The sequence below is a fragment of the Pseudoalteromonas sp. G5_S1_54_S4 genome, assembly GCF_054968565.1.
The window spans coordinates 173,075-194,234 of the sequence record NZ_JBQKUL010000001.1 but is presented as its reverse complement, the minus strand read 5'-3'; the positions used below and the strand labels follow the sequence as shown (position 1 = coordinate 194,234).

The 21,160-nt window shown below is 40.2% G+C and carries 22 protein-coding genes; 15 read left to right on the top strand and 7 right to left on the bottom strand.

Annotation, left to right across the window (positions count from 1 at the left end; all coding sequences use genetic code 11):
* Nucleotides 1–133: 133 nt before the first annotated feature.
* From ACTRWE_RS00880 to trpA, 6 genes are read left to right on the top strand one after another with little or no spacing between them, the layout of a single operon-like run.
* Nucleotides 134–1,702, top strand: a complete 1,569-nt coding sequence (locus ACTRWE_RS00880; protein ID WP_138765156.1) for an anthranilate synthase component 1 — start codon at nt 134–136, stop codon at nt 1,700–1,702.
* A 1-nt stretch (nt 1,703) separates the two neighbouring features.
* A complete protein-coding gene (locus ACTRWE_RS00875; protein WP_138765155.1) occupies nt 1,704–2,306 on the top strand; it encodes an aminodeoxychorismate/anthranilate synthase component II in 603 nt (200 codons plus the stop codon).
* Nucleotides 2,307–2,316: 10 nt separating this feature from the next.
* The gene (trpD, locus tag ACTRWE_RS00870) at nt 2,317–3,354 is read left to right on the top strand and encodes an anthranilate phosphoribosyltransferase (RefSeq protein ID WP_138765154.1); all 1,038 of its coding nucleotides are present in this window, start codon (nt 2,317–2,319) and stop codon (nt 3,352–3,354) included.
* Entirely contained in the window at nt 3,347–4,711 is a 1,365-nt protein-coding gene (gene trpCF / locus ACTRWE_RS00865) for a bifunctional indole-3-glycerol-phosphate synthase TrpC/phosphoribosylanthranilate isomerase TrpF (RefSeq protein WP_462879319.1), read from the top strand. The genes trpD and trpCF overlap by 8 nt, the downstream gene beginning before the upstream one ends.
* A gap of 7 nt (nt 4,712–4,718) precedes the next feature.
* On the top strand, nt 4,719–5,903 hold the full coding sequence (trpB, locus tag ACTRWE_RS00860; protein WP_069439692.1) for a tryptophan synthase subunit beta: 1,185 nt from the start codon (nt 4,719–4,721) through the stop codon (nt 5,901–5,903).
* Nucleotides 5,900–6,721, top strand: a complete 822-nt coding sequence (gene trpA / locus ACTRWE_RS00855; protein WP_462879318.1) for a tryptophan synthase subunit alpha — start codon at nt 5,900–5,902, stop codon at nt 6,719–6,721. The genes trpB and trpA overlap by 4 nt, the downstream gene beginning before the upstream one ends.
* Nucleotides 6,722–6,794: 73 nt before the next feature.
* On the opposite strand, the gene ACTRWE_RS00850 is transcribed toward trpA, so the two are convergent.
* The gene (locus ACTRWE_RS00850; RefSeq protein WP_462879317.1) at nt 6,795–7,373 is read right to left on the bottom strand and encodes a type 1 glutamine amidotransferase domain-containing protein; all 579 of its coding nucleotides are present in this window, start codon (nt 7,371–7,373) and stop codon (nt 6,795–6,797) included.
* Between the two features lie 222 nt (nt 7,374–7,595).
* Nucleotides 7,596–7,865 carry an HU family DNA-binding protein gene (locus ACTRWE_RS00845; protein ID WP_024603096.1) on the bottom strand — a complete coding sequence of 90 codons (270 nt, stop codon included), beginning with the start codon at nt 7,863–7,865 and terminating at the stop codon, nt 7,596–7,598.
* 231 nt (nt 7,866–8,096) lie between these two features.
* On the opposite strand from ACTRWE_RS00845, the gene ACTRWE_RS00840 reads away from it, so the two are divergent.
* Nucleotides 8,097–8,738 carry a CPBP family intramembrane glutamic endopeptidase gene (locus ACTRWE_RS00840; RefSeq protein ID WP_290171847.1) on the top strand — a complete coding sequence of 214 codons (642 nt, stop codon included), beginning with the start codon at nt 8,097–8,099 and terminating at the stop codon, nt 8,736–8,738.
* Nucleotides 8,739–8,792: 54 nt separating this feature from the next.
* Here the strand turns inward: ACTRWE_RS00840 and ACTRWE_RS00835 are convergent, their stop codons facing one another.
* Entirely contained in the window at nt 8,793–10,217 is a 1,425-nt protein-coding gene (locus tag ACTRWE_RS00835) for a sodium-dependent transporter (RefSeq protein WP_290171846.1), read from the bottom strand.
* A 188-nt stretch (nt 10,218–10,405) separates the two neighbouring features.
* On the opposite strand from ACTRWE_RS00835, the gene ACTRWE_RS00830 reads away from it, so the two are divergent.
* From ACTRWE_RS00830 to ACTRWE_RS00810, 5 genes are all read left to right on the top strand, one after another.
* Complete coding sequence (locus ACTRWE_RS00830) at nt 10,406–10,708, top strand: YciI family protein (RefSeq protein ID WP_016900387.1); 303 nt, start codon at nt 10,406–10,408, stop codon at nt 10,706–10,708.
* Nucleotides 10,709–10,871: 163 nt separating this feature from the next.
* The gene (locus ACTRWE_RS00825) at nt 10,872–11,132 is read left to right on the top strand and encodes a PepSY domain-containing protein (RefSeq protein ID WP_016900388.1); all 261 of its coding nucleotides are present in this window, start codon (nt 10,872–10,874) and stop codon (nt 11,130–11,132) included.
* A 3-nt stretch (nt 11,133–11,135) separates the two neighbouring features.
* The gene (locus tag ACTRWE_RS00820; protein ID WP_008109187.1) at nt 11,136–11,810 is read left to right on the top strand and encodes a response regulator transcription factor; all 675 of its coding nucleotides are present in this window, start codon (nt 11,136–11,138) and stop codon (nt 11,808–11,810) included.
* The gene (locus ACTRWE_RS00815; protein ID WP_028835133.1) at nt 11,804–13,141 is read left to right on the top strand and encodes an ATP-binding protein; all 1,338 of its coding nucleotides are present in this window, start codon (nt 11,804–11,806) and stop codon (nt 13,139–13,141) included. The genes ACTRWE_RS00820 and ACTRWE_RS00815 overlap by 7 nt, the downstream gene beginning before the upstream one ends.
* A complete protein-coding gene (locus tag ACTRWE_RS00810; protein ID WP_462879315.1) occupies nt 13,128–13,541 on the top strand; it encodes a hypothetical protein in 414 nt (137 codons plus the stop codon). The genes ACTRWE_RS00815 and ACTRWE_RS00810 overlap by 14 nt, the downstream gene beginning before the upstream one ends.
* Nucleotides 13,542–13,660: 119 nt before the next feature.
* Here the strand turns inward: ACTRWE_RS00810 and ACTRWE_RS00805 are convergent, their stop codons facing one another.
* From ACTRWE_RS00805 to ACTRWE_RS00795, 3 genes are all read right to left on the bottom strand, one after another.
* Nucleotides 13,661–14,011 carry a VOC family protein gene (locus ACTRWE_RS00805; protein ID WP_024603101.1) on the bottom strand — a complete coding sequence of 117 codons (351 nt, stop codon included), beginning with the start codon at nt 14,009–14,011 and terminating at the stop codon, nt 13,661–13,663.
* 268 nt (nt 14,012–14,279) lie between these two features.
* Entirely contained in the window at nt 14,280–15,068 is a 789-nt protein-coding gene (locus ACTRWE_RS00800) for a hypothetical protein (RefSeq protein ID WP_462879314.1), read from the bottom strand.
* 181 nt (nt 15,069–15,249) lie between these two features.
* Nucleotides 15,250–15,909 (bottom strand): hypothetical protein, encoded by a 660-nt coding sequence (locus ACTRWE_RS00795; RefSeq protein ID WP_462879313.1) that lies wholly within the window; start codon nt 15,907–15,909, stop codon nt 15,250–15,252.
* A 698-nt stretch (nt 15,910–16,607) separates the two neighbouring features.
* On the opposite strand from ACTRWE_RS00795, the gene ACTRWE_RS00790 reads away from it, so the two are divergent.
* The gene (locus ACTRWE_RS00790; protein WP_462879312.1) at nt 16,608–17,690 is read left to right on the top strand and encodes a flavin monoamine oxidase family protein; all 1,083 of its coding nucleotides are present in this window, start codon (nt 16,608–16,610) and stop codon (nt 17,688–17,690) included.
* 39 nt (nt 17,691–17,729) lie between these two features.
* On the opposite strand, the gene ACTRWE_RS00785 is transcribed toward ACTRWE_RS00790, so the two are convergent.
* Nucleotides 17,730–18,773 carry an AI-2E family transporter gene (locus ACTRWE_RS00785; protein ID WP_013465095.1) on the bottom strand — a complete coding sequence of 348 codons (1,044 nt, stop codon included), beginning with the start codon at nt 18,771–18,773 and terminating at the stop codon, nt 17,730–17,732.
* 168 nt (nt 18,774–18,941) lie between these two features.
* Between ACTRWE_RS00785 and ACTRWE_RS00780 the strand changes: the two genes are divergently transcribed.
* Nucleotides 18,942–19,832, top strand: coding sequence for a TIGR01777 family oxidoreductase (locus ACTRWE_RS00780; protein ID WP_462879311.1), 891 nt, complete (start codon nt 18,942–18,944; stop codon nt 19,830–19,832).
* A 135-nt stretch (nt 19,833–19,967) separates the two neighbouring features.
* Nucleotides 19,968–21,146, top strand: a complete 1,179-nt coding sequence (locus ACTRWE_RS00775) for a GGDEF domain-containing protein (protein WP_462879310.1) — start codon at nt 19,968–19,970, stop codon at nt 21,144–21,146.
* Nucleotides 21,147–21,160 lie beyond the last annotated feature (14 nt).

The window sequence follows — 21,160 nt, the reverse complement described above, 5'->3', positions numbered from 1 at the left end:
ATACTCTTACACATCATTGGTGGTGGCGCCTGGCATAGCGGGACGGTAATGGTCTATCTATAATTTAGACATCGTTATTCAAACCCCGCACTGCTTAGCATTGCGGGGTTTTATTTTTTTTAGGGGATGAGGTTTGATTTTTAGTCATATAACAACAACACCAGGTGAAGTGACCAGCATAACGCAAGTACGAGACTACATAAGTAGCCCACTTGCATTGTATGCGGCACTTGATAAACCTAACTCACTATTACTTGAGTCTGCAGAGATAGATTCTAAAGATAGCGTAAAAAGCTTAATACTCGTTGATTGTGCACTGCGTATTGTCTGCCAAGGCAATCAAGTGAGCGTAACAGCACAATCAAATAATGGTCAGCAGTTACTCAACTATTTACAAGCTAATGTAAAAAACTGCGCATCACAGTTATCCGATACCACACTAATACTGGAGTATCACCCAGCAGATGACACCATTGACCAAGCCAGTAAGCTGATTGCAGATAACGCTTTTAGCGCATTACGCACCTGTTTAAATAGCATCAAAAGTACCACTAACAATCCATTCTCGGTGTTTTTAGGCGGCGTATTTGCCTACGACATGGTGGCTAATTTTGAACAGCTAAGCGATGTACCTGACGGAGAAAACACCTGTCCAGACTATGTTTTTTATTTAGCAGAAACACTGGTTGTTATTGATCATCAAAAACAAACAACGGAATTAATTGGTAATGTATTTAATGGCCCTGATGTACATGCAAACTGCTTTGAAGTAGGCAAACAATTAGAGCGCTTGAATACATTATGCGACCACGCTGCTGACTTTAGCGCACCAAGCCAAACTGGCGACTGCCCAGTGAGTGTTGATATTAGTGATGAGCAATACTGTCAGCAAGTAATTAAGCTTAAGCAACACATAGTCGATGGCGATATTTTTCAAGTGGTGCCCTCTCGCACTTTCTCATTACCCTGTCCTGACTCTTTACATGCCTACAGCCAGCTAAAAAAACAAAACCCTAGTCCGTATATGTTTTATATGCGCGATGAAGATTTCTCATTATTTGGCGCATCTCCTGAGTCTGCGCTTAAATACGAAGTTCAGTCTCAACAGGTCGAGGTTTATCCGATTGCCGGCACACGCCCTCGCGGCAAATTTGCTAATGGACAAATCAACCCTGATTTAGATAGCCGTATTGAGCTTGAGCTTAGAAACGATCAAAAAGAACGTGCAGAGCATTTAATGCTGGTTGATTTAGCGCGTAATGATGTGGCCCGCATTAGCGTGCCGGGTACGCGCCATGCCAAAGAGCTATTAAAAGTAGACCGTTACTCACAAGTAATGCACTTAGTGTCGCGCGTGGTGGGTAAATTAAAACCCGAACTAGATGCCCTACATGCTTATCAAGCCTGTATGAACATGGGCACATTAGTGGGCGCGCCAAAGGTAAGAGCTGCAGAGCTTGTGCGCCAAACCGAAGGAAAACGCCGCGGCAGTTATGGCGGCGCAGTTGGCTATTTAACTGGTGATGGTGCAATGGACAGCTGTATTGTTATTCGTGCAGCCTTTGTTAAAAATAATATTGCTTATGTGCAAGCTGGCGCTGGGGTTGTGTTTGATTCAGACCCAATGTCAGAGGCTAACGAAACCCGCGCTAAAGCACAGGCGGTGATCACCGCGATTAAATCGACATATGAGGCTTTATAAAATGAGTGAAGCACACCCTATTAAAATTTACTTTTTAGATAACTTTGACTCATTTAGCTATAACCTTGTTGATGAACTAACAATGCTAGGTGCTGAGTTAGTTGTTTACAGAAATAACATTAGCGCTGAAGTAATATTCAACAAAATGCAGGCAGAGCGTGGACAAGTACTACTGGTATTATCGCCAGGCCCAGGGGCACCGAGTGATGCGGGCTGCCTAATGGAATTAATTAGCCTATGCAAAGGTAAATTCCCGATGCTGGGCATTTGTTTAGGCCAACAAGCACTAACACAAAGTTACGGCGGAGTAATCGGTCATGCTGGTGAAACCGTACATGGTAAATCATCAATTATTGAGTTAGACGATCACCTGGTATTTAACGGGATGGGGTCGACTATGCCAGTGGCGCGTTATCACTCATTAATGGCAACAAAAGTACCTGATAACTTAGCGGTTATTGCAAAGTATCAAGATATTCCAATGGCTATTTATCATCATCAAGACACTGCGCTGGGTTATCAATTCCACCCAGAATCTATTTTAACGCCTAATGGCGCTATGCTGCTACAGCAAAGCGTTGCCTATTTAACGCGTGCCAAATAAAGGGAACGTTATGACTACACAATTACAAAACTCGCTTAATGTTCAACACGCTATTGAGCACGTTATTGCCAAGCAATCATTGAGCTATGCACAAGCAAAAACACTTTTTGATCAAATAATGCAAGGGAATATGAGCGATATTGAGCTCTCTGCACTGTTAATTAGCCTTAAAATGAAAGGTGAAATAAGCGATGAAATCGCCGGTGCCGCGGCCTCAATGCGTGAAAACGCCGTGGCTTTTATAACCAATAAAACTCAACTTGCCGATAGCTGTGGTACCGGTGGCGATGGTTCAAACACCATCAATATCAGTACAACCGCGGCAATTGTGGCAGCCGCTGCCGGTGTTAATATGGTAAAACATGGCAATCGCAGTGTATCGAGTAACTCAGGGTCTGCTGATTTACTCAAAGCCTTGGGGATCAATATTGATATGACTCCCACGCAAGCGGCTAAATGCCTTGAACATACAAATTTTACCTTTTTATTTGCACCGCACTATCACAGCGGCGTGCGCCATGCGATGAACGTACGAACCACCTTAAAAACCCGTACTATTTTTAATATTCTTGGGCCGCTAGCTAATCCCGCTGCTCCAGATGTTCAATTACTCGGGGTATACGATGAATCTTTGTGCCTACCTATGGCGCAAACTCTTCATACTCTGGGCACTAAACGCGCTATGATAGTTCACGGCTCTGGCACCGACGAAATCGCCTTGCATGGCCCAACACAGGTTGTAGAGCTGGATAACGGCAAAATCACCCAATACACGCTCAACCCTAGTGATTTTGACCTTGCAAACTATTCACTTGAACAATTAGCCGGTGAAGGCCCACAATACAATGCAAACGCCAGTCTTGCCATTTTACAGGGCAAAGGTAGCGAGGCACATAACGCCGCTATTATTGTTAACGTTGCTGCATTGCTGTACTTAACTGGCCAAGCACAATCGTTAAAACAAGGTGCACAAATTACACACTCTTTATTACGTTCAGGCAAGGCCATGGACACACTAAATGCAATTATTGAGGTAAGTCATGGCTAATGTATTAGACAAAATTATTGCCGATAAAAAAATAGAACTCATTGAACGCAAAGCAGCGCGCCCACTTGAGAGCTTTAAGCATCAAGCTAAACCCACCACACGTAGCTTTTATCAAGCGTTAGCGGCACCTGGCACGCAGTTTATTTTAGAGTGCAAAAAGGCATCGCCTTCTAAAGGGTTAATTCGTCAGCCGTTTGATTTAACAGAAATCACCCAAGCGTACAAGCAGTATGCCACTTGTATGAGTGTATTAACTGACGAAAAGTACTTTCAGGGTAGCTTTGATTACCTTGAGTTTGTGCGCAGCCAAGTAGAGCAGCCACTTATTTGTAAAGACTTTTTTATTGATGAATACCAAGTTTACATGGCACGTATTTATGGTGGTGACGCTATTTTACTGATGCTATCAGTGCTTGACGATGAGCAGTATAAAGCGCTGCATGCCGTCGCCGATTCGTTAAATATGTCGGTACTAACTGAGGTGAGTAACGAAGAAGAAGTGCATCGTGCACTGGCACTCAATGCACAAATAATTGGGATTAATAATCGTGACTTGCGCGATTTAAGCACCGACTTAGCCACAACCGAACGACTACGTAAGCTTATTCCTAACGATAAAGTGGTTATTTCAGAGTCAGGTATTTATACCCATCAAGATGTAAAGCGTTTAGCGCCTTTGTGTAATGGTTTCTTAATTGGCAGCTCATTAATGGCTGAGGCTGATTTATTACAAGCGTGTCGCCACGTAATCCTAGGCGAAAACAAAGTCTGTGGATTAACCCGTAATCAAGATGCCATTGCGGCTTACGACAACGGTGCCCTTTATGGCGGATTAATTTTTTATCCAAAATCACCGCGCTTTGTTGATTTAGATTGCGCCAAAGAAATCAGCCAAAGTGCCCCTTTAAAATTTGTTGGGGTGTTTGTTAATGCCGCCATAGCAGAGGTTGCTGAGCACGCTAAACAACTAAAACTGTCTGCTGTTCAATTACATGGCCAAGAAGATGAACATTACATTGCATCGTTACGTAATGAACTACCACGTCATTGTGAAATATGGAAAGCACAGGCCATCAAAGATGCTTTGCCTCAACCTATTACAGGAGCCGATCGCCATTTATACGACACCCACAGTGATTCACAAGCTGGCGGCACAGGCAAAACATTTGATTGGTCGGTACTTCGCGATGCCACGACCCCATTTATGCTTGCTGGCGGCTTAAACCCAGACAATATTAGCGATGCACTTTTTCAAGGTGCTCTTGGGCTTGATTTAAATTCAGGTGTTGAAGAGTCTCCAGGTAAAAAGTGTGCAAACAAACTACATCATGCTTTTACAAGTATTAGAAATTATTGAGGTTAAAATGCAAAATCCAGCTTATTTTGGCGAGTTTGGCGGTATGTTTGTACCCGAACTGCTTGTCCCTGCGCTTAAGCAGTTAGAAAACGAATTTAATAAAGCACAAAAAGATCCTGAATTTCAGGCAGAGCTAAGTAAATTACTTAACGAGTATGCGGGTCGTCCTACCCCGCTTACTTTAACGCGTAACTTAGTTAAAAACCCAAAAGTAAAACTGTACTTAAAGCGTGAAGATTTACTCCACGGTGGTGCGCACAAAACAAACCAAGTTTTAGGCCAAGCACTGCTTACCAAACGTATGGGTAAAAAAGAAGTGATTGCTGAAACAGGCGCCGGCCAGCACGGCGTTGCAACGGCACTTGCCTGTGCGTTACTTGGACTAAAATGCCGCATTTATATGGGTGCAAAAGATGTTGAACGCCAACAACCAAATGTATTTAGAATGAAGCTAATGGGCGCTGAAGTTATTCCGGTAACCGCAGGCTCGGGTACATTAAAAGATGCGGTTAACGAGGCACTGCGTGATTGGTCTGCCAATTATCAAGAGGCTCATTACCTTTTAGGTACTGCAGCGGGTCCTCACCCATTCCCGACTATTGTACGTGAATATCAAAAAATTATTGGTGAAGAAGCAAAACAACAAGTACTTAAAGCCGAAGGCCGTTTGCCTGATGCAGTTATTGCGTGTGTAGGCGGTGGGTCTAACGCAATTGGTATGTTTAGCGATTTTATTGATGAGCCAAGCGTTAAACTCATTGGTGTTGAACCTGCAGGTAAAGGGTTAGACACGCACGAGCATGGCGCAACCATCTGTAAAGGAACAAAAGGTATTTTGCACGGTACTTACACTTATATTATGCAAAATACAGATGGCCAAATTGAAGAGTCTTACTCTGTATCGGCGGGACTAGATTACCCCGCAGTTGGCCCTCAACATGCCTTTTTGCACGAAACTGGCCGTGCTCAATATGTCGGTATTACCGACACCAAAGCACTTGATGCTTTTCAAGCATTGGCTAAACACGAAGGGATTATTCCTGCGCTTGAATCAAGTCATGCGCTAGCCTATGCCCTCGAATATGCAGAAGAGCAAACGCAAGACAGTATCATTGTTATTAATTTAAGTGGTCGTGGAGACAAAGACTTAGCCCACGTACACAAGGTATTATCAGAGGAAGGTCAACTATGAGCCACGTAAAAACTGACCGTTATGGAAAAATGTTTGCCGCGCTTAAAGAGCAAAACCAGGGTGCGTTTGTTCCGTTTGTAACCATTGGCGATCCAGGTAAAGCGCAAAGCATCGAAATTATTAAAAGCTTAATTGATGGCGGCGCTGACGGGCTTGAATTAGGTATTCCCTTTTCCGACCCGATTGCCGATGGCCCTGTCATTCAAAAAGCCAATATTCGTGCCTTAAACGTGCATATTAATACGCAAGACTGCTTTGATATTATTAAAGAGATCCGTGAATATAACGCCGACATTCCAATTGGTTTGTTATTATATTCAAACTTAATATTTAAACGTGGCTTAGAAAAGTTTTACACCGATGCAAAAGCAGTGGGTGTTGACTCTATTTTAGTGGCTGATGTGCCATTACATGAGTCTAAAATGTTTAGAAAAGCCGCCATAGCCAGTGGTATCGACCCTATTTTTATCGCTACACCGAACGCCAGTGACGATACCCTGCGTGAATGTGCATCATACGGCCGTGGCTACACCTACTTGCTTTCTCGTGCTGGGGTAACAGGTACAGACACAAAAGCACAAATGCCAGCAACCCATGTGGTTACGCGCTTACAAGAGTACCACAGTGCACCTGCATTATTAGGCTTTGGTATTTCAACGCCTGAAGATGTAAAAGCGGCACTTAAAGCCGGTGCTGCGGGGGCTATTTCGGGCTCTGCTGTGGTAAAAATTATTGAAGCAAACTTAGATGATTTAGATGCAATGACCACGCAGCTAAAAACATTTGTAAGCGATATGAAAGCCGCTACTGCACTTTAATAGCGAGCTGTGTTTTATCATTATCAATAAAAAAGGGCATGTAATATGCCCTTTTCTATTTAAAAGCCCAGAGCTAGTGCGCTTGGTGCTTACCTTCGAGTATTTCTTCAATAAATTTTGCATTAAATGCATCTAAATCTGCAGGGCTGCGGCTAGTGACTAAGCCGTTATCAACACACACTTCTTGATCTACCCAGTGAGCTCCTGCGTTAATTAAATCGCTTTTAATACTAGGGAAGGAAGTCACTTTTTTATCTCTGAGCTTATTAATTTCAGCTAATAACCACGGCGCGTGGCAAATAGCGGCCACGGGTTTGTTTTTCTTAGCTCCAAAAAAGCCATCAACAAACGCTTTGGCATCTGTATTTTGACGTAAGCTATCGGGATTAAACAAACCACCCGGCAGTAAAAGTGCATCGTAGTCAGCGGCATTGGCATCGGCATCTAATTTATCAACAGCAACTTTTTCACCCCACTTGTCTTCATCCCATGCGGTGATCTGCCCTTCTTTAATAGAAACAACATCTATATCGGCGCCCGCCTCAAGTAATGCAGCCTGTGGCGAGAGTAACTCGCTTTGCTCAAATCCATCGGTGGCTAAAATGGCAATTTTTTTACCTTTTAAACGATTACTGTTATGTAAGTTACTCATTAAATACTCCTTATTTCATTCAATACATAACCGTATTTGCATATCACATACCAAACATAACACGCTGAATATAATAAGATTTTATAAAAGGTAATAAACAAGTAATGTAAATTATTTACACTGATTGCAGATACTACAGGCAAAGGTAATAATGCAAAGAGCCTGTAAGCTACGTAGTAGCTTTTGGGGGAAAAGCGAACTTACAGGCACTAAAATTTTAAATTAAAGGCGCTCTTTTAACGCTTTTGCTGGTTTAAATACGGCTTTATTAGCCCCTTGTATTTCAATCGCTGCACCAGTTTGTGGATTACGACCAGTACGCGCTGGGTAGTAACTAAGTGCAAAAGTACCAAAGCCTGAAATTTGTACCTGATCGCCTTCAGACAGCGACTTTGTAATCACTTTTTGTAAGCTGGTTAACGCAGCTTGTGCGTCTTTTTTTGTTAACTCGCTCGTGAGTGCCATGGCTGTAACAAGTTCTGCCTTATTCATTTTTTGCTCCTAAATACACGCGCTGGCTTTAGCCAACTAGCGTGGCAATACAATGATGTAAAAATAAAAGCAGGCAGGCTAAGGGTTACAAGGGGGTAAGTCAACCTTAACCAAGCCCAAAGTGCATAAGGGGTAATGAGTGGCGTTAAATATAATCAGCTTGGCTGTTTTATAGTCATAAAGATGACTTAATCGCTTGCTAAGGTGAAATAAAAATCACCGTGAGCAAACGTGAACGCTAATCAATACCGCTGGTTTGAATTTACCTTTATTTTTATCATCCTGCCTTTAATTGGCTTTAATATTCGCCAGTATTTATCTAACTGGCTTATTCCAGCACTGATCATTTTAATGAGTGTGTGCTGTATGCTGCTACTAAACGACATTCACTTTAAGCGCTTTAGATTAACCAGTTTGGGGCAGTTTTCTGCTGTGAAGCGCCGTATGTTTAGCTTTTTCTTTATTGGCGCGTTATTTTCAGGGGTGTTTTACAACCTACTCTACCAAGGACACTGGTTTACTTTACCGCGTGAAAACCTCACCGATTGGCTGATGCTATTGCTGCTCTACCCTTTGTTGTCGGTGATCCCGCAAGAGTTAATATTTAGAACGTATTTTTTTCATCGCTATAAGCGCATTATGCCCAGTAAATGGCTACGTATAATTATCAGCGCCAGTGTATTTGCATTAGCACATATTATTTACGCCAATTGGATAGCTGTTAGTTTAGCGTTTGTCGGTGGCTTACTGTTTGCCTATACCTACGCGCAAAGCCGCTCAACTTTTGCCTGTGTTATTGAGCACAGCTTATGGGGCATTTGGATGTTTACCCTAGGGATTGGTGACTACTTAGATTCGGGTGCACTGAATTAACTAACCGCAATAAAAAAGCCGCGACAAGCGCGGCTTTATTAAATTAGTTTTTAATTAAAAACCAAAAATACTGATATTAAAAAACTTGGTCGCAACGGTATTTACAAAAATAAGCAGTAAAATCGCGGGGATAAATGTTTGTAGTGAAAAGTTAACGTACTTTTCCATAAAGCTATTCGCATAATTAGGCGAACCTTGTCTTAGCTCTTCACTTAAACGAACCTTCTTCCATTTATACATTACGAACAAACACACCATTAAACCATTGAGTGGTAAAATAGTGTCGTAGAACACGTCATATACAATATCAAAAAAGCTCTTGTTACCACTGCCGTAGCTAGTAAAAGTAGTTAGGCTGTCAATCATACCAAACGACATGATACACATAATGGTTAATACACCGGTTGATAAGGTAAGTATGCCTAGCGCTTTTTTACGGCTAATGCCTTTACGGTCGCTGAGTGTGGCAGTCGGCACTTCTACAATAGATACCAATGATGTGATCGCAGCAAAAAATACCAATAAGAAGAAAATAAATGCCACGGCTGATGCACCAAAATAGCCAATATCGTGTTGTAACGCTAATAAGATTTTTGGTAAGTACACAAAAATCATTGAAACTGACGAGTCAGATAACTTTGTTGGATCGGTATTTGGGTCAAAGCTAAAAATAGCCGGTAACACCATTAAGCCTGCAACAAAGGCAACTAATGAGTCGGTAATGGCAACCATTTTCGCACTGCCCACAATGTCATCTTTTTTCGAGATATAAGATGCATAGGTAATTAAAATACCCATACCTAACGACAATGAGAAAAACGCTTGGCTCAATGCGCCATTCAGCACGCTGGCATTCATTTTACTAAAATCAGGAATAATGTAGTACTTAACACCGGCCATGGCGTTATCAAGAGTGAGTACGTAACCCACCAATATAATAAGCATGACAAATAAAGCTGGCATTAAAAATTTAGCTGCTTTTTCTATGCCGTCTTTTACGCCACCGACCAGAATTAGGTTAACGATAACCACTACCAGCGCCATATAACCAAACACAGTATAGCTATTTATAAACTCACCAAAGTGTCCAGGGTTTGCCAGCATATCTAAATTACCCAGCGCGGTTTGGCTTAAGTAACCAAAAATCCACACCGTGATCACCATGTAAAAAACGGCAATCATAAATGGCGTTAACACGGCTAAAAAGCCAGCAAACTTCCATTTCTTATCGTTATTGGCTAACGCTTTGTATGCACCAAGAGGATCTTTTTGTGCGTGGCGACCCATAGCCATTTCGGCCATCATGACGGGTAAACAAATGAATGCGACGAACAAAGCATAGACGAGCAAAAATGCACCACCGCCATTCTTAGTCGCAGAAACTGGAAAGCCTACTAAGTTACCAATGCCCACAGCAGAACCCGCCGCTGCTAATATAAATCCTAAGCGGGAGCTAAAGTGCTCTCTATTTTCACTCATGTAATAACCTTGTTATTATTTATCTTATCCAAGGGACTCTACCAGTGTTACACAACGCTTTTCAAGCAATTACCGCGTAAAAAAACATTCTTGCTGTAAACATCGCCATAAACACTTTTAATTCACCATTTATCAACGCTATGCTAGTATGCAGTTAATTAAATTTAACAAGTTTTGAGAGTATTTTTATGTTGTATATGATTTATTCAACGGACGTCCAGAACAGCTTAGAGCACAGAAAAGCTGCTCGCCCTGCTCATTTAGCACGTTTACAAACGCTAGAAAACGAAGGTCGACTATTAACAGCCGGACCCCTTCCAGCGGTTGATAGTGAAGACCCTCAAGATGCGGGCTTTACTGGCTCTTTAGTGATTGCTGAATTTAACTCTTTAGAAGATGCCAGAGAATGGGCCGCAGATGATCCTTATGTTGCGGGTGGCGTATATGAAAACTCAATTGTTAAACCATTCAAAAAAGTGTTCCCTGCTTAACATTAACGTGAGTTCCCTTGTTTAACTGCAACCAGTAATTCAGGGTTTGTTCACTCATTTTTAATTAGACTTTGTCTTATAAAAATTTAAATACTCAATAGAGTAATTAAATTTTAGTGGCTTAGTTTTTTAGGCTAAGCAGGTATGTTCTAGGAGTTTCGTAATGCGTGTATTATTAACACTCAATTTAATTGCTGTTTTTTGTTTGGCTAATGTTGCCCATGCAAATAATACTAACAGCACACCCGATAAAATTGAGATAAGCAAAAAGAAAGCAGTAATACTTGCAAAGCAAACCACAGACGGTACAACATTAAAAATTTCAGAAGAAACACAATTTTATACAGTACGAATTTTAAAAGCTGACGGCCACGTCGTCGATTTGAAGATAAACAAAAAAACTGGCGAAGTGAAAAAGGATTAACCAATGCGAATTTTAGTAATAGAAGATGATTTACATTTGGCAGATAATCTGCGCAATGCATTAGAAAAAGAGCGTTACAGTGTTGATTTATGTCACGATGGCGAAGCGGGCCTTTTTCATATAACAGAATACCCTTTAGACATGGCAGTGGTTGATTTAGGCCTGCCTAAAATAGATGGTATAGAGCTTATAAACAAAGCCCGCGCCCAAGGGATCACTATCCCTATTTTAATTTTAACGGCGCGCGATCGCTGGCAAGACAAAGTTGAAGGCCTCGATGCGGGCGCTGACGACTACCTAACTAAGCCATTTCATGTTGAAGAACTCATTGCTCGCTGTAATGCGCTTATTCGTCGAAGTGCAGGTAAAGCAAACCCAGAAATGACAGCCGGCCCTATTAAAATTCATACGCGTTCACAACAAGTGTGGGTAAACGACAAAGAGCTAAGCTTAACCGCATACGAATATAAAGTACTTGAATACTTAATGGTTAACCCGCAAAAAGTAATTTCAAAGTCTGAGTTAACAGAACATATTTATGACCAAGATTTCGATCTTGATTCAAACGTCATTGAAGTGTTTGTATTGCGTTTACGTAAAAAGCTCGACCCAGACGGTGTGCTTAACCCAGTAGAAACACTACGTGGGCGTGGTTACAGGCTTAAAAGCCAGTGGTAGCACCGCAAATTTCGTTAAAAATAAGGCAAGGATTTATCCTTGTCTTTGTTTTATTAGTCGCCTTACCCATTTTGTTTTACTCCATAGGTAAGGCGTATTACGCGTCACTTGTTGATGCCACCGAAAAAAACCTCGAAGCGCACCTGTATTCACTCATCTCCGAGGTTGATTTTACAGAGCGTGGTATTATTATGCCCAGCTCTATTTTAACCCCCGAACTCAACAACTTAAATTCTGATACTTATGCCATGATTTACCGTGACGATGTGCCTATTTGGCATTCTGAGTCTGCGGTTAACGTTAACTTTGTTCCCCAATATATAGAGCCCAAAGCCGGTGCCGCAGATTTTAGACGCGTGGTTTATAACAACACCGCCTATTGGCAGTTAAGCTTAACGGTCATTCTTAATAATATTGACCAGTCAGAACAAGCACGATTTATTTTATTAAAACGCAACGATGCCCTACTGCGTTTAATGGACGGGTTTAAACAAACCTTAGTCGATTGGATGTTTATAATGGGCATTGCCATTGCAGGGTTAATGGCTATTGGTTTTATTTGGAGTGCAAGGCCGCTGCAGCGCCTAGATAAAGAAATAAAAGCTATTGAATCAGGCGATATTCAAGAAATTAAAGGCTTATACCCCGTTGAACTACAAACAATAAAAGCCGACCTCAACCTATTGTTAGAGTCGCAGCAGCGCCAAAAAGAGCGCTACAGAGCCTCACTCAGTGATTTAGCACATGCACTTAAAACGCCGTTAGCTGTATTAAAATCAAGCCCACTGGCCAACGATGCCGACGCACAAGAACAACTTGACCGAATTAATGTGATGATCGAGCACCAATTAAAACGTGCTGCTACTGGGGCTTCCGATACATGGAAAAAGCAAACCCCCATCAAACCGGTTATCGACTCTATCTTAAGTGCAATGGGTAAGGTTTATCGCGATAAAGACATCATATTTAATTGCAAAGTGAGTGATAAAGATTACTTTTTAGGCGATAAAACCGATTTAATGGAGTTATTAGGTAACTTAATAGATAATGCCTGCAAAGCCTGTCGCTCCCAAGTAAGTATTGACGTTTCACAAGCTAAAACACTTAGCATTAGTATTTGTGATGACGGCCCGGGTATTCAACCAGACAAACGCGAGTCATTGCTTCAACGCGGTACTCGCCTTGATACTTACGAAAGTGGCCATGGTGTTGGCATGGCGATTGTATCTGACTTGGTGAAGTCGTATCACGGGTTGTTAACTATTTCTCAGTCGCAACGTTTGGGCGGCGCAAAATTTATTCTCGAGTTTAATTACCATGAAAAAAAATAACTATATCCTTTTTTTTACTCTAGCTCTGTTATTTGCTTGGGCTGTTCCAAGCGTTGCAGCGCCGCTTGAATGCACACTTGAAAAAAACGCCCTACCCGAACAAATCACAGCATATACACAATGTTTAGATGCCAAACTAAATAGAGTACAGCAAGAACAAGATAGCTGGATCCAAAAGCGTACCTTTGAACTATCTGCATTAGAAAGCGAAACCGGCAACACCCAAATTTTGTCATTATTTAAGCTAAGCATTAACGCTAAAGACAACTACATTCAAAGAAGCTGCCAATGGCGCTACATGCTAAAACAACCTAATGCACAACAAGCCGTTGTTACCTACAAAGAGTGTGAAATAGCCATGACCGAGCAATTTATTCAGCAGCTTAAAACGTCTCTTTAATTAGCTCATAGGGAAGCGATTTATGTTGTGGCTTGGTAATTAAGTGAATAGTTTATTGGTGTTTTGGGAAGTGCAGCCTTAAAGACTGCATTTTTGTAGTTATATAGTTTGAAATGTGATTACTCTGACCATACCGCAAATTCATTTCCACTAGGATCGCTAAAGTGAAATCGTCTACCACCGGGAAATGAAAATGTAGGCTTAATTATTTTGCCTCCTGCTTTTTCAATTTTATTTTGAGTCGCTTCAAGGTCATTACTGTATAACACAATTAACGGGCTTCCGTTTTTAGTAGAAACAACTAAATCAGATTTAAAGAAACCACCATCAACCCCTTGCGCGGTAAAACTACAATATTCTGGGCCATAATCTACAAATGACCAGCCAAACACCGTACTGAAGAAAGCCTTTGTAGCTGCAATATTTTGTGCAGGAATTTCAATATAGTTAATTTTATTATTTTGAGTCATTGTAGTTTTTACCCTTATTATCACTTATCTTATTTGTGGCTTGTGCTAGCAATAAATAAAGATAGCAGTAATGCTCGACTGTACTTAAACCAGAACAAATCTCAGTGTTATTAGGTATCATAATTTTGATAGGGTTTTAAATATATTTTGGGTAAATGCAGTCCTAAGACTTCATTTTATTTTTTCATTCCAGCTATATTATTATAATAATCGCGTCATCATTTAAATTACGACAACAAAACAGAGATTCATATCAAATCTGTAATATTTACCAATGCCCATTGTGGCAGCCTTTTTGATTACAATACAAAAAATTGCCTGTTGTTTTTTCATCAACTAATGTCCAATTAGCTGTAATTTTGACGTCGTTTTTGACATATGTTACCTCTGCAGAGCAATTTGGGTACTCAGTAAATGTTATACTAGATATATCAGTGCCGCCTAGGCTTCGCCCTTGATAATATTCAGTTCCATCATCACTTCTAGACCAAGATACCTCAGCTTTAGAACCATCCTCGTTAAACAATGTCATATTACCATTCCAGTAATTTGGAAGTTCAGATGAGACAATCAGCTTTATTCTTTTAGCACCAGTTTCAGCATTGGTTACGTATTGTGTCATTGTATATTGGGTATCACTTTTCCATTCAGTTTCCATACTAATAAGCCGCCCTCCATGAATATTCCTTTCATAATTACACTTATTATTAATTGCATATTCCTCATTGCACAACGCTAATTGTAAAACAGGAAAAACCGTTTGCATTGAAGCAGCAATAATGCCGATGGACGTAAACGAATATGGCATAATTTCTTTAACAGGAACGCTCTTCATCTTTTGTCTAAACCCTTCATCATAAGCAGTAAATGAATTCAGACCGACAAAAATGTCTACTCTTTCTTCTCCTCTTTGTAGTCGGCTTTTTTTATCTTTTTCACTCTCAACACTAACACAAGATTTGCTGATATTCTGATTCTGTAGTGATGTTGCATAGCTATGAAATGTAACTAAGATCAGGCTAAAGCCTAGCGCTGTTTTAAACTGTTTCATTGTCATTTAATTAATTCCTTTTAAATATTTAATTCTCGTTACGTACTGCACTCTAATTTAATGATGTTATTTAATTCACTGGCAAGGGCAAGCCATAATAATGTACAAAAAATTATAGGTTAAAATGGAACGAAAACAGTCAACTATATTTTTGCTTTTTTAACAGCTTGATATACGCTTTTACGCACTACTCAACCTGTGCTTTTTCCCACCATGGTTTGGAAAAATCGACTTTATCCTCTGGAATAACCATTGGATGTTTTCTCAAATAATACGCCCAGAAAGCTTTTTCATATTTTAGGTTATAAATTTTAAAATTCCCTTGGGCTTGATACTCTTCTAAAAGTTTACGGTAGGCTCCTACAGGTTCATGAGGGTTTCCCTGTTGGAAAATAACTGTGCCTCCATACGTTTCATAAAGATACTTACTAATTTTGTAAGTTTTAACGACATCTCTATTTGCCCTAAATGAAGCTTCTTTCATCTCAGAAGTTAATGTCTCAGCTGATGGCTTTGAGCTAAAACGATGCATGGCTTCAGTAAAACTTCCGACTTCATCAGCTGTTGGTTCTAAATTATGTTCATCAGATAACTTTTGGATAATTCGTTTCCAAATTATTGACGTTAATTTATCTGCTCGCATTTTATCAAGCACATTATCTTCTGATAAATCAGGATAAGATCGCTTATATCCTTTTAAAAACCTCAAATCTATTTCTAGATCAGTCCAGTGTATTGTATCCCCTAATATCTGGGCTACTTTTGCTGAGCTATCCTCTTGAGCAAACGCATTCAAAGAAAACGTTAATAAAAAAGAACACACAATAACCATAAACTTATTTTTCATAATCTACTTCTATGTTTGGTAATACATGATTAAGCTAAAAAGTGCTTTTCATTTTTATCCGCTTAAAGCTTTTGTTAACCATCAATTGAAAAGTACTAATGTTAATAAGGAGGTAATCGAATACGCCTCATTTAAGTTAATATCTCGAAGTTTAAATAAATCGGTAAACAATCGATTCCATATATTTCGAAAAATTTCTGCAAAAACTAGCATCATTGTTATAAGCATTACAAATAAGAACAGTGATTTAAACAACGAAGATTCAAAGAACAAATCAATAAAAACGGTGTTCGATTCGGAGTGTGGTTCATAATATATTAATTCGTGGACAGTTATCACTAGCAGTGCCACGAATGTTGCTAATGCGTTAAATGTTGTTGTGATTTCCTTTTTCATAGACCTTCCTTTGTTAAGTATGGCAGACAATTTTATAGTCGATGACTCTCGTATATTTATACCAGCGCTGCGCTTATTTTTTCTACTACATATAGTTTTAACAAATTACCTAACACATTGCTATAATTAAGCTTTATTCTTTTAAGTAGTGCTAATTAGCATACTATACGCGCGTCGCTCATTTTCCTGAGTATGAGTGCACACCAAAGCTTACTCACTCAGCCCATAAAACGTTTTGACAAATCTGCATAAAAACCACAAGCTACCTACCAGTAGATTGATTTAGCTAAAGTGATTTCAAAATGCATAAACCTGTGGTTATTATTGGTGGTGGCTTAGCGGGCTTATATGCCGCTTACAACCTAAAAAAGCGAAATATTCCGTTTTTATTATTAGAAGCCAAAGCCAATTTGGGTGGCCGAATTGCCTCTCACTTTTTGGCAACTAACAACATCATTGGCCATGATTTGGGCCCTACCTGGATATTTCCGCACCAGCCTAATATTCAACAGTTAGTTACTAATTTAAACATCCCTGTTTTTGAGCAATACACCCAAGGCGATGTGTTGTATCAAGCATCGCATACTGCCCCTGCTCAGCAAATTGCAGGCGCAGGTGAAATGCAGCTATTTAGAATTCAAAACGGTATGAACGAGCTTATTAATGCGCTTTATCAGCAGCTTGACCCAAACACCCTTAAATTAGAACACGCTGTTAGCGAAGTGAAAAAGCTTTCCGATGGCTGGCATATTAGCGCTAATTACCAAGGGAGTACGCAGTACTTTACTTGCGAGCAGTTACTGTTGGCGTTACCCCCTAGAATGATCAGCCAGCATTTAACCCCGCATTTATGGGCTGATAATGTTTTAGCCCAGCGTTTAGCGTCGGTGCCGACGTGGATGGCAGGCCAAGCAAAGTTTGTTGCCACTTTTGAGCACGCTTTTTGGCGAGATAAAAACTTATCGGGGCAATGTTTTAGCCGTGTTGGCCCGTTAGTAGAAATTCATGATGCCTCAGCAAGTGATCATGCTCACCCTGCTCTATTTGGCTTTATTGGTGTGCCTTACTTACAGCGCAGTAAAGTAACTCGCGAGCAATTAACCCAAGCTTGCCTTGATCAGCTTGGTTATTTTTATGGTGAGCAGGCTTATACTGCCACTCATTGCACATTAAAAGATTGGGCTGAGGATGAATTTGTGGCCAACAAGGATGACCAACTAGGTGTATCGCAGCATCCTGAATTTAATTTTTCAGGGCTTGGCGAGCAGCTTAAACAGTTAAAAGTGCATTTTGTGGGCAGTGAGTTTGCAAAGCAGGAGGCTGGCTATTTAGAGGGGGCTATAAACGCCGTAGATAGCGCCTTAGCTAATTTAATAAATACTTAATAATGTTAAAGGCGTGCTTAGCCACGCCTTTGTAAGATATTAGTCTTCTGATTTAATGACGGTTTCTTCACCTGTGCCAAGCATGGTTGCTAACCAACGCCCTTCGTCACTGGCTTCTAGCGCTATTTTTACAATCATGGTTAACGGCACCGATAACAACATACCCACAGAGCCTAATAGCCAGCCCCAAAATATTAACGATAAAAACACCACTAACGTAGAAAGCCCTAAACCTTTACCCATGTATTTAGGCTCAACAATATTACCCATTACGGTGTTTATAGTTAAATAACCCGCGCCAACAAGCCCTGCCACTAAGGGGCCTTGAGTAATAAGCGCCAGTAACAGTGCTGGAACAGCCGCTATGATTGAACCAATGTTAGGAATGTAATTAAGCATAAATGCCAATACGCCCCAAAGTACAAAGTAATCAACATCGAGTATCCATAAGTAAAAACCAGCAATTACACCGGTGGCTAAACTTACTAGGGTTTTAATGGCCAAATAAGAGTTAATAGAGTCTAAAAAGCGGTCAATTTGCTTAATTTTGCTGTCGGGGTCGTCTAGTGCTAAATGAATTTTTTTGCCAAGTATGGGCCCTTCAAACAGCATAAAAACAACCGTTAAAATAATTAAAAACATATTGGCCATTACGCTACCTAAGCCGGTTAACATATTGGTGGCAACATCAACCATTTTACCGGGGTCGAACATAGACAAAATTTGTTCTTTATTAATTAAAATATTGTATTGCGAAGCCATATCAACCAGCCATACAAATTCTTCTTTTAACTGTGCTTTGTATTCTGGTAACTGCTTTGAAAAATCGTTAACCGACTGCCCCACTAAACCGCCTAAGCTAACACCTAAGCCCATAATAATAAGCACTACAAGCACCACCGCTATGCCTTTTGGAATACGGTAGCGAGCAAAAAAATTAATGAGTGGGCTACAAATAATGGCGATGAATGCTGCCAAAATAAACGGAATAACAATAGCACTTGCGGCTTTAATGCCCGCTAATACAATGACCAACGCTGCAAAAATAATTAAGCTTTTATTTACCCCAGTTAAACTTGCCAATACTCTTATCCTATTGCTGTTATTTGGCTTCAGTGTAAGGCAAAACCCAATAGAATGAAATATTTATGGGTGATCATAATAATGATTAGTACGTATAAATTTGCAAATCGTTGAGCTGGGGAGTATAAATTTTAAACATCCCGCTTTATTTATAATTTTGGAGTTGCAATGCATATATTTTTTACAGGCGCCACGGGCTTGATTGGTAGGCACCTTTGCCCTTTCTTGTTGCACCACCACGACATTACGGTACTAAGTAGAAATCCAACCAAAGCTAAAGTGTTGTTAGGCCACAGAGTAAATGCTGTTAGCAGCTTAGACGATGTCGATTTAAATACGGTCGATATTGTCATTAATTTAGCCGGCGAACCTATCGTTAATAAACGCTGGAGTGATAAACAAAAAGCAAAAATACGTGATAGCCGAATTATTATTACCCAAGCCATAAGTGATGCAATTAATCAGTGTCATACACCACCACATACGTTTATTTCAGGCAGTGCAATAGGCTATTATGGTCGCCAAGGTAAAACCCAAGTTGATGAAAACAACACAGAACCGCACGATGAATTTAGTCACCAACTTTGTAAGGATTGGGAACTCGCTGCATTAAAAGCTGAGTCTGACGATACCCGTGTTTGCTTACTTCGCACAGGTATTGTACTGGCTAAAAAAGGCGGCGCACTTGGAAAAATGTTGCCTGCATTTAAGCTTTGTTTAGGCGGGCCAATTGGCAATGGCGAGCAAGGTATGTCGTGGATCCACATTGATGACATGGTGCAGCTCATTTTATTTTTGATTAGTAATCAAGATATCTCTGGTGCTGTAAATGCCACTGCCCCGCATCCGGTGAGCAATAAACAATTTAGCCAATCATTGGGCAAAGCATTGTCACGCCCTGCCTTTATGCCCATGCCTGCAGCTGTGCTCAATGTTTTAATGGGAGAAATGTCAGATCTACTCACAACCGGCCAATTTGTGGTGCCTAAAAAAGCATTAGAAAATAATTACCGTTTTCACTTTTCTGAAATCGATGCCGCATTAAAAAGTTTAGTTTAACGACTGACCTTAAAGGGTTAAGTTTGTAGCAAGGGAGTATAAAGTTAATACTTTTTACTCCCTTGCTATTTTAGTGTTACTACCTAATAATGATTTAAGCGTTATTTCTTATTCAGCTAAAAGAGCAACTAAAACATGCTTCATTTACCCACATTAATTAGCCTCTGTTTTATTCTTAACTTGTTTATTGCAGTGTTCTTTTTTTCAGTGTATTCATATAAAAAACAACCTAGCTTTTTATTTTTTGCTACTGCCTGCTGCTCGTTTATAACCGCTATTGCCCTGATTGGTTTGAGAGGATTGATTGACTATCCACTTTTAACTTACTTTTTTGCTTACCTATTTATTATTTTAACCCCACTCCTGCTTATTTTAGGGTTAATACCACAAAGTACGGTGCCTGCAGTGAAGCTAACGCCTTTATATTATGCTTGTGCTATATGTTGCACATTGCTACTTGCTGTGTATCTCATTGATGCGGGGCAAATTATTACCAGTATCATTACTGCCGTACTATTTAGCTACGCGGCCTATTTAATGATCAAAACCCCCAGTGTTGCTAAAGTACAGCAACGACTACTAATTGCCTGCTTTTCACTACACAGTGTAGTAATGCTGTTGCAAGTTGTACTCCTTGTTTTACCCTACTTTAGCCAAATTAGTCAGGCGAACTTAGCCGCAGGGTTACAACTATTATTGGTCTCGCATTTATTTTTAACCACAGCCAGTGCGTTAATTCTGCCGTTTATTGCTTTTGCCAATGAAGAATCAAAACTAATAAACTTAGCTAATCACGATCCGCTCACACAATTATTAAACAGGCGAGGCTTTTTCCGCCTGTGTAAAAAAATAACCCACACTGCACCACTTAACAGCAGAGTGTCGTTAATTATGCTCGATATCGATCTTTTTAAACAAGTGAACGACCGATATGGTCATGAAACTGGCGACGAAGCAATAAAGTGGATTGCACAACATATTAACGAATTGTTTTTTGAAGCAGGCATTACCGCTCGAATTGGCGGAGAAGAGTTTGCTATTTTCCTTAACCAAAAAAATCTTACTCAAGCAAGGCAGTTAGCCCAAAAGCTATGCAGAAGTATTGATCAATATCCCTTTTATTTTAACGGTAATAGTATTGCACTGTCTGTTAGTGCTGGAGTAAGTAGCGCACTTATTCGCGATTTAAATATGCAAGAGCTGCTATTGCAAGCTGATAAACGCCTTTACATTGCTAAAGAAACGGGCCGAAATAAAGTTGTTACTCATGATGAAAAAAGCGCGCTCATGAATAGCCCCTCTGCCATTATTTAATTTGGCGATAAAAA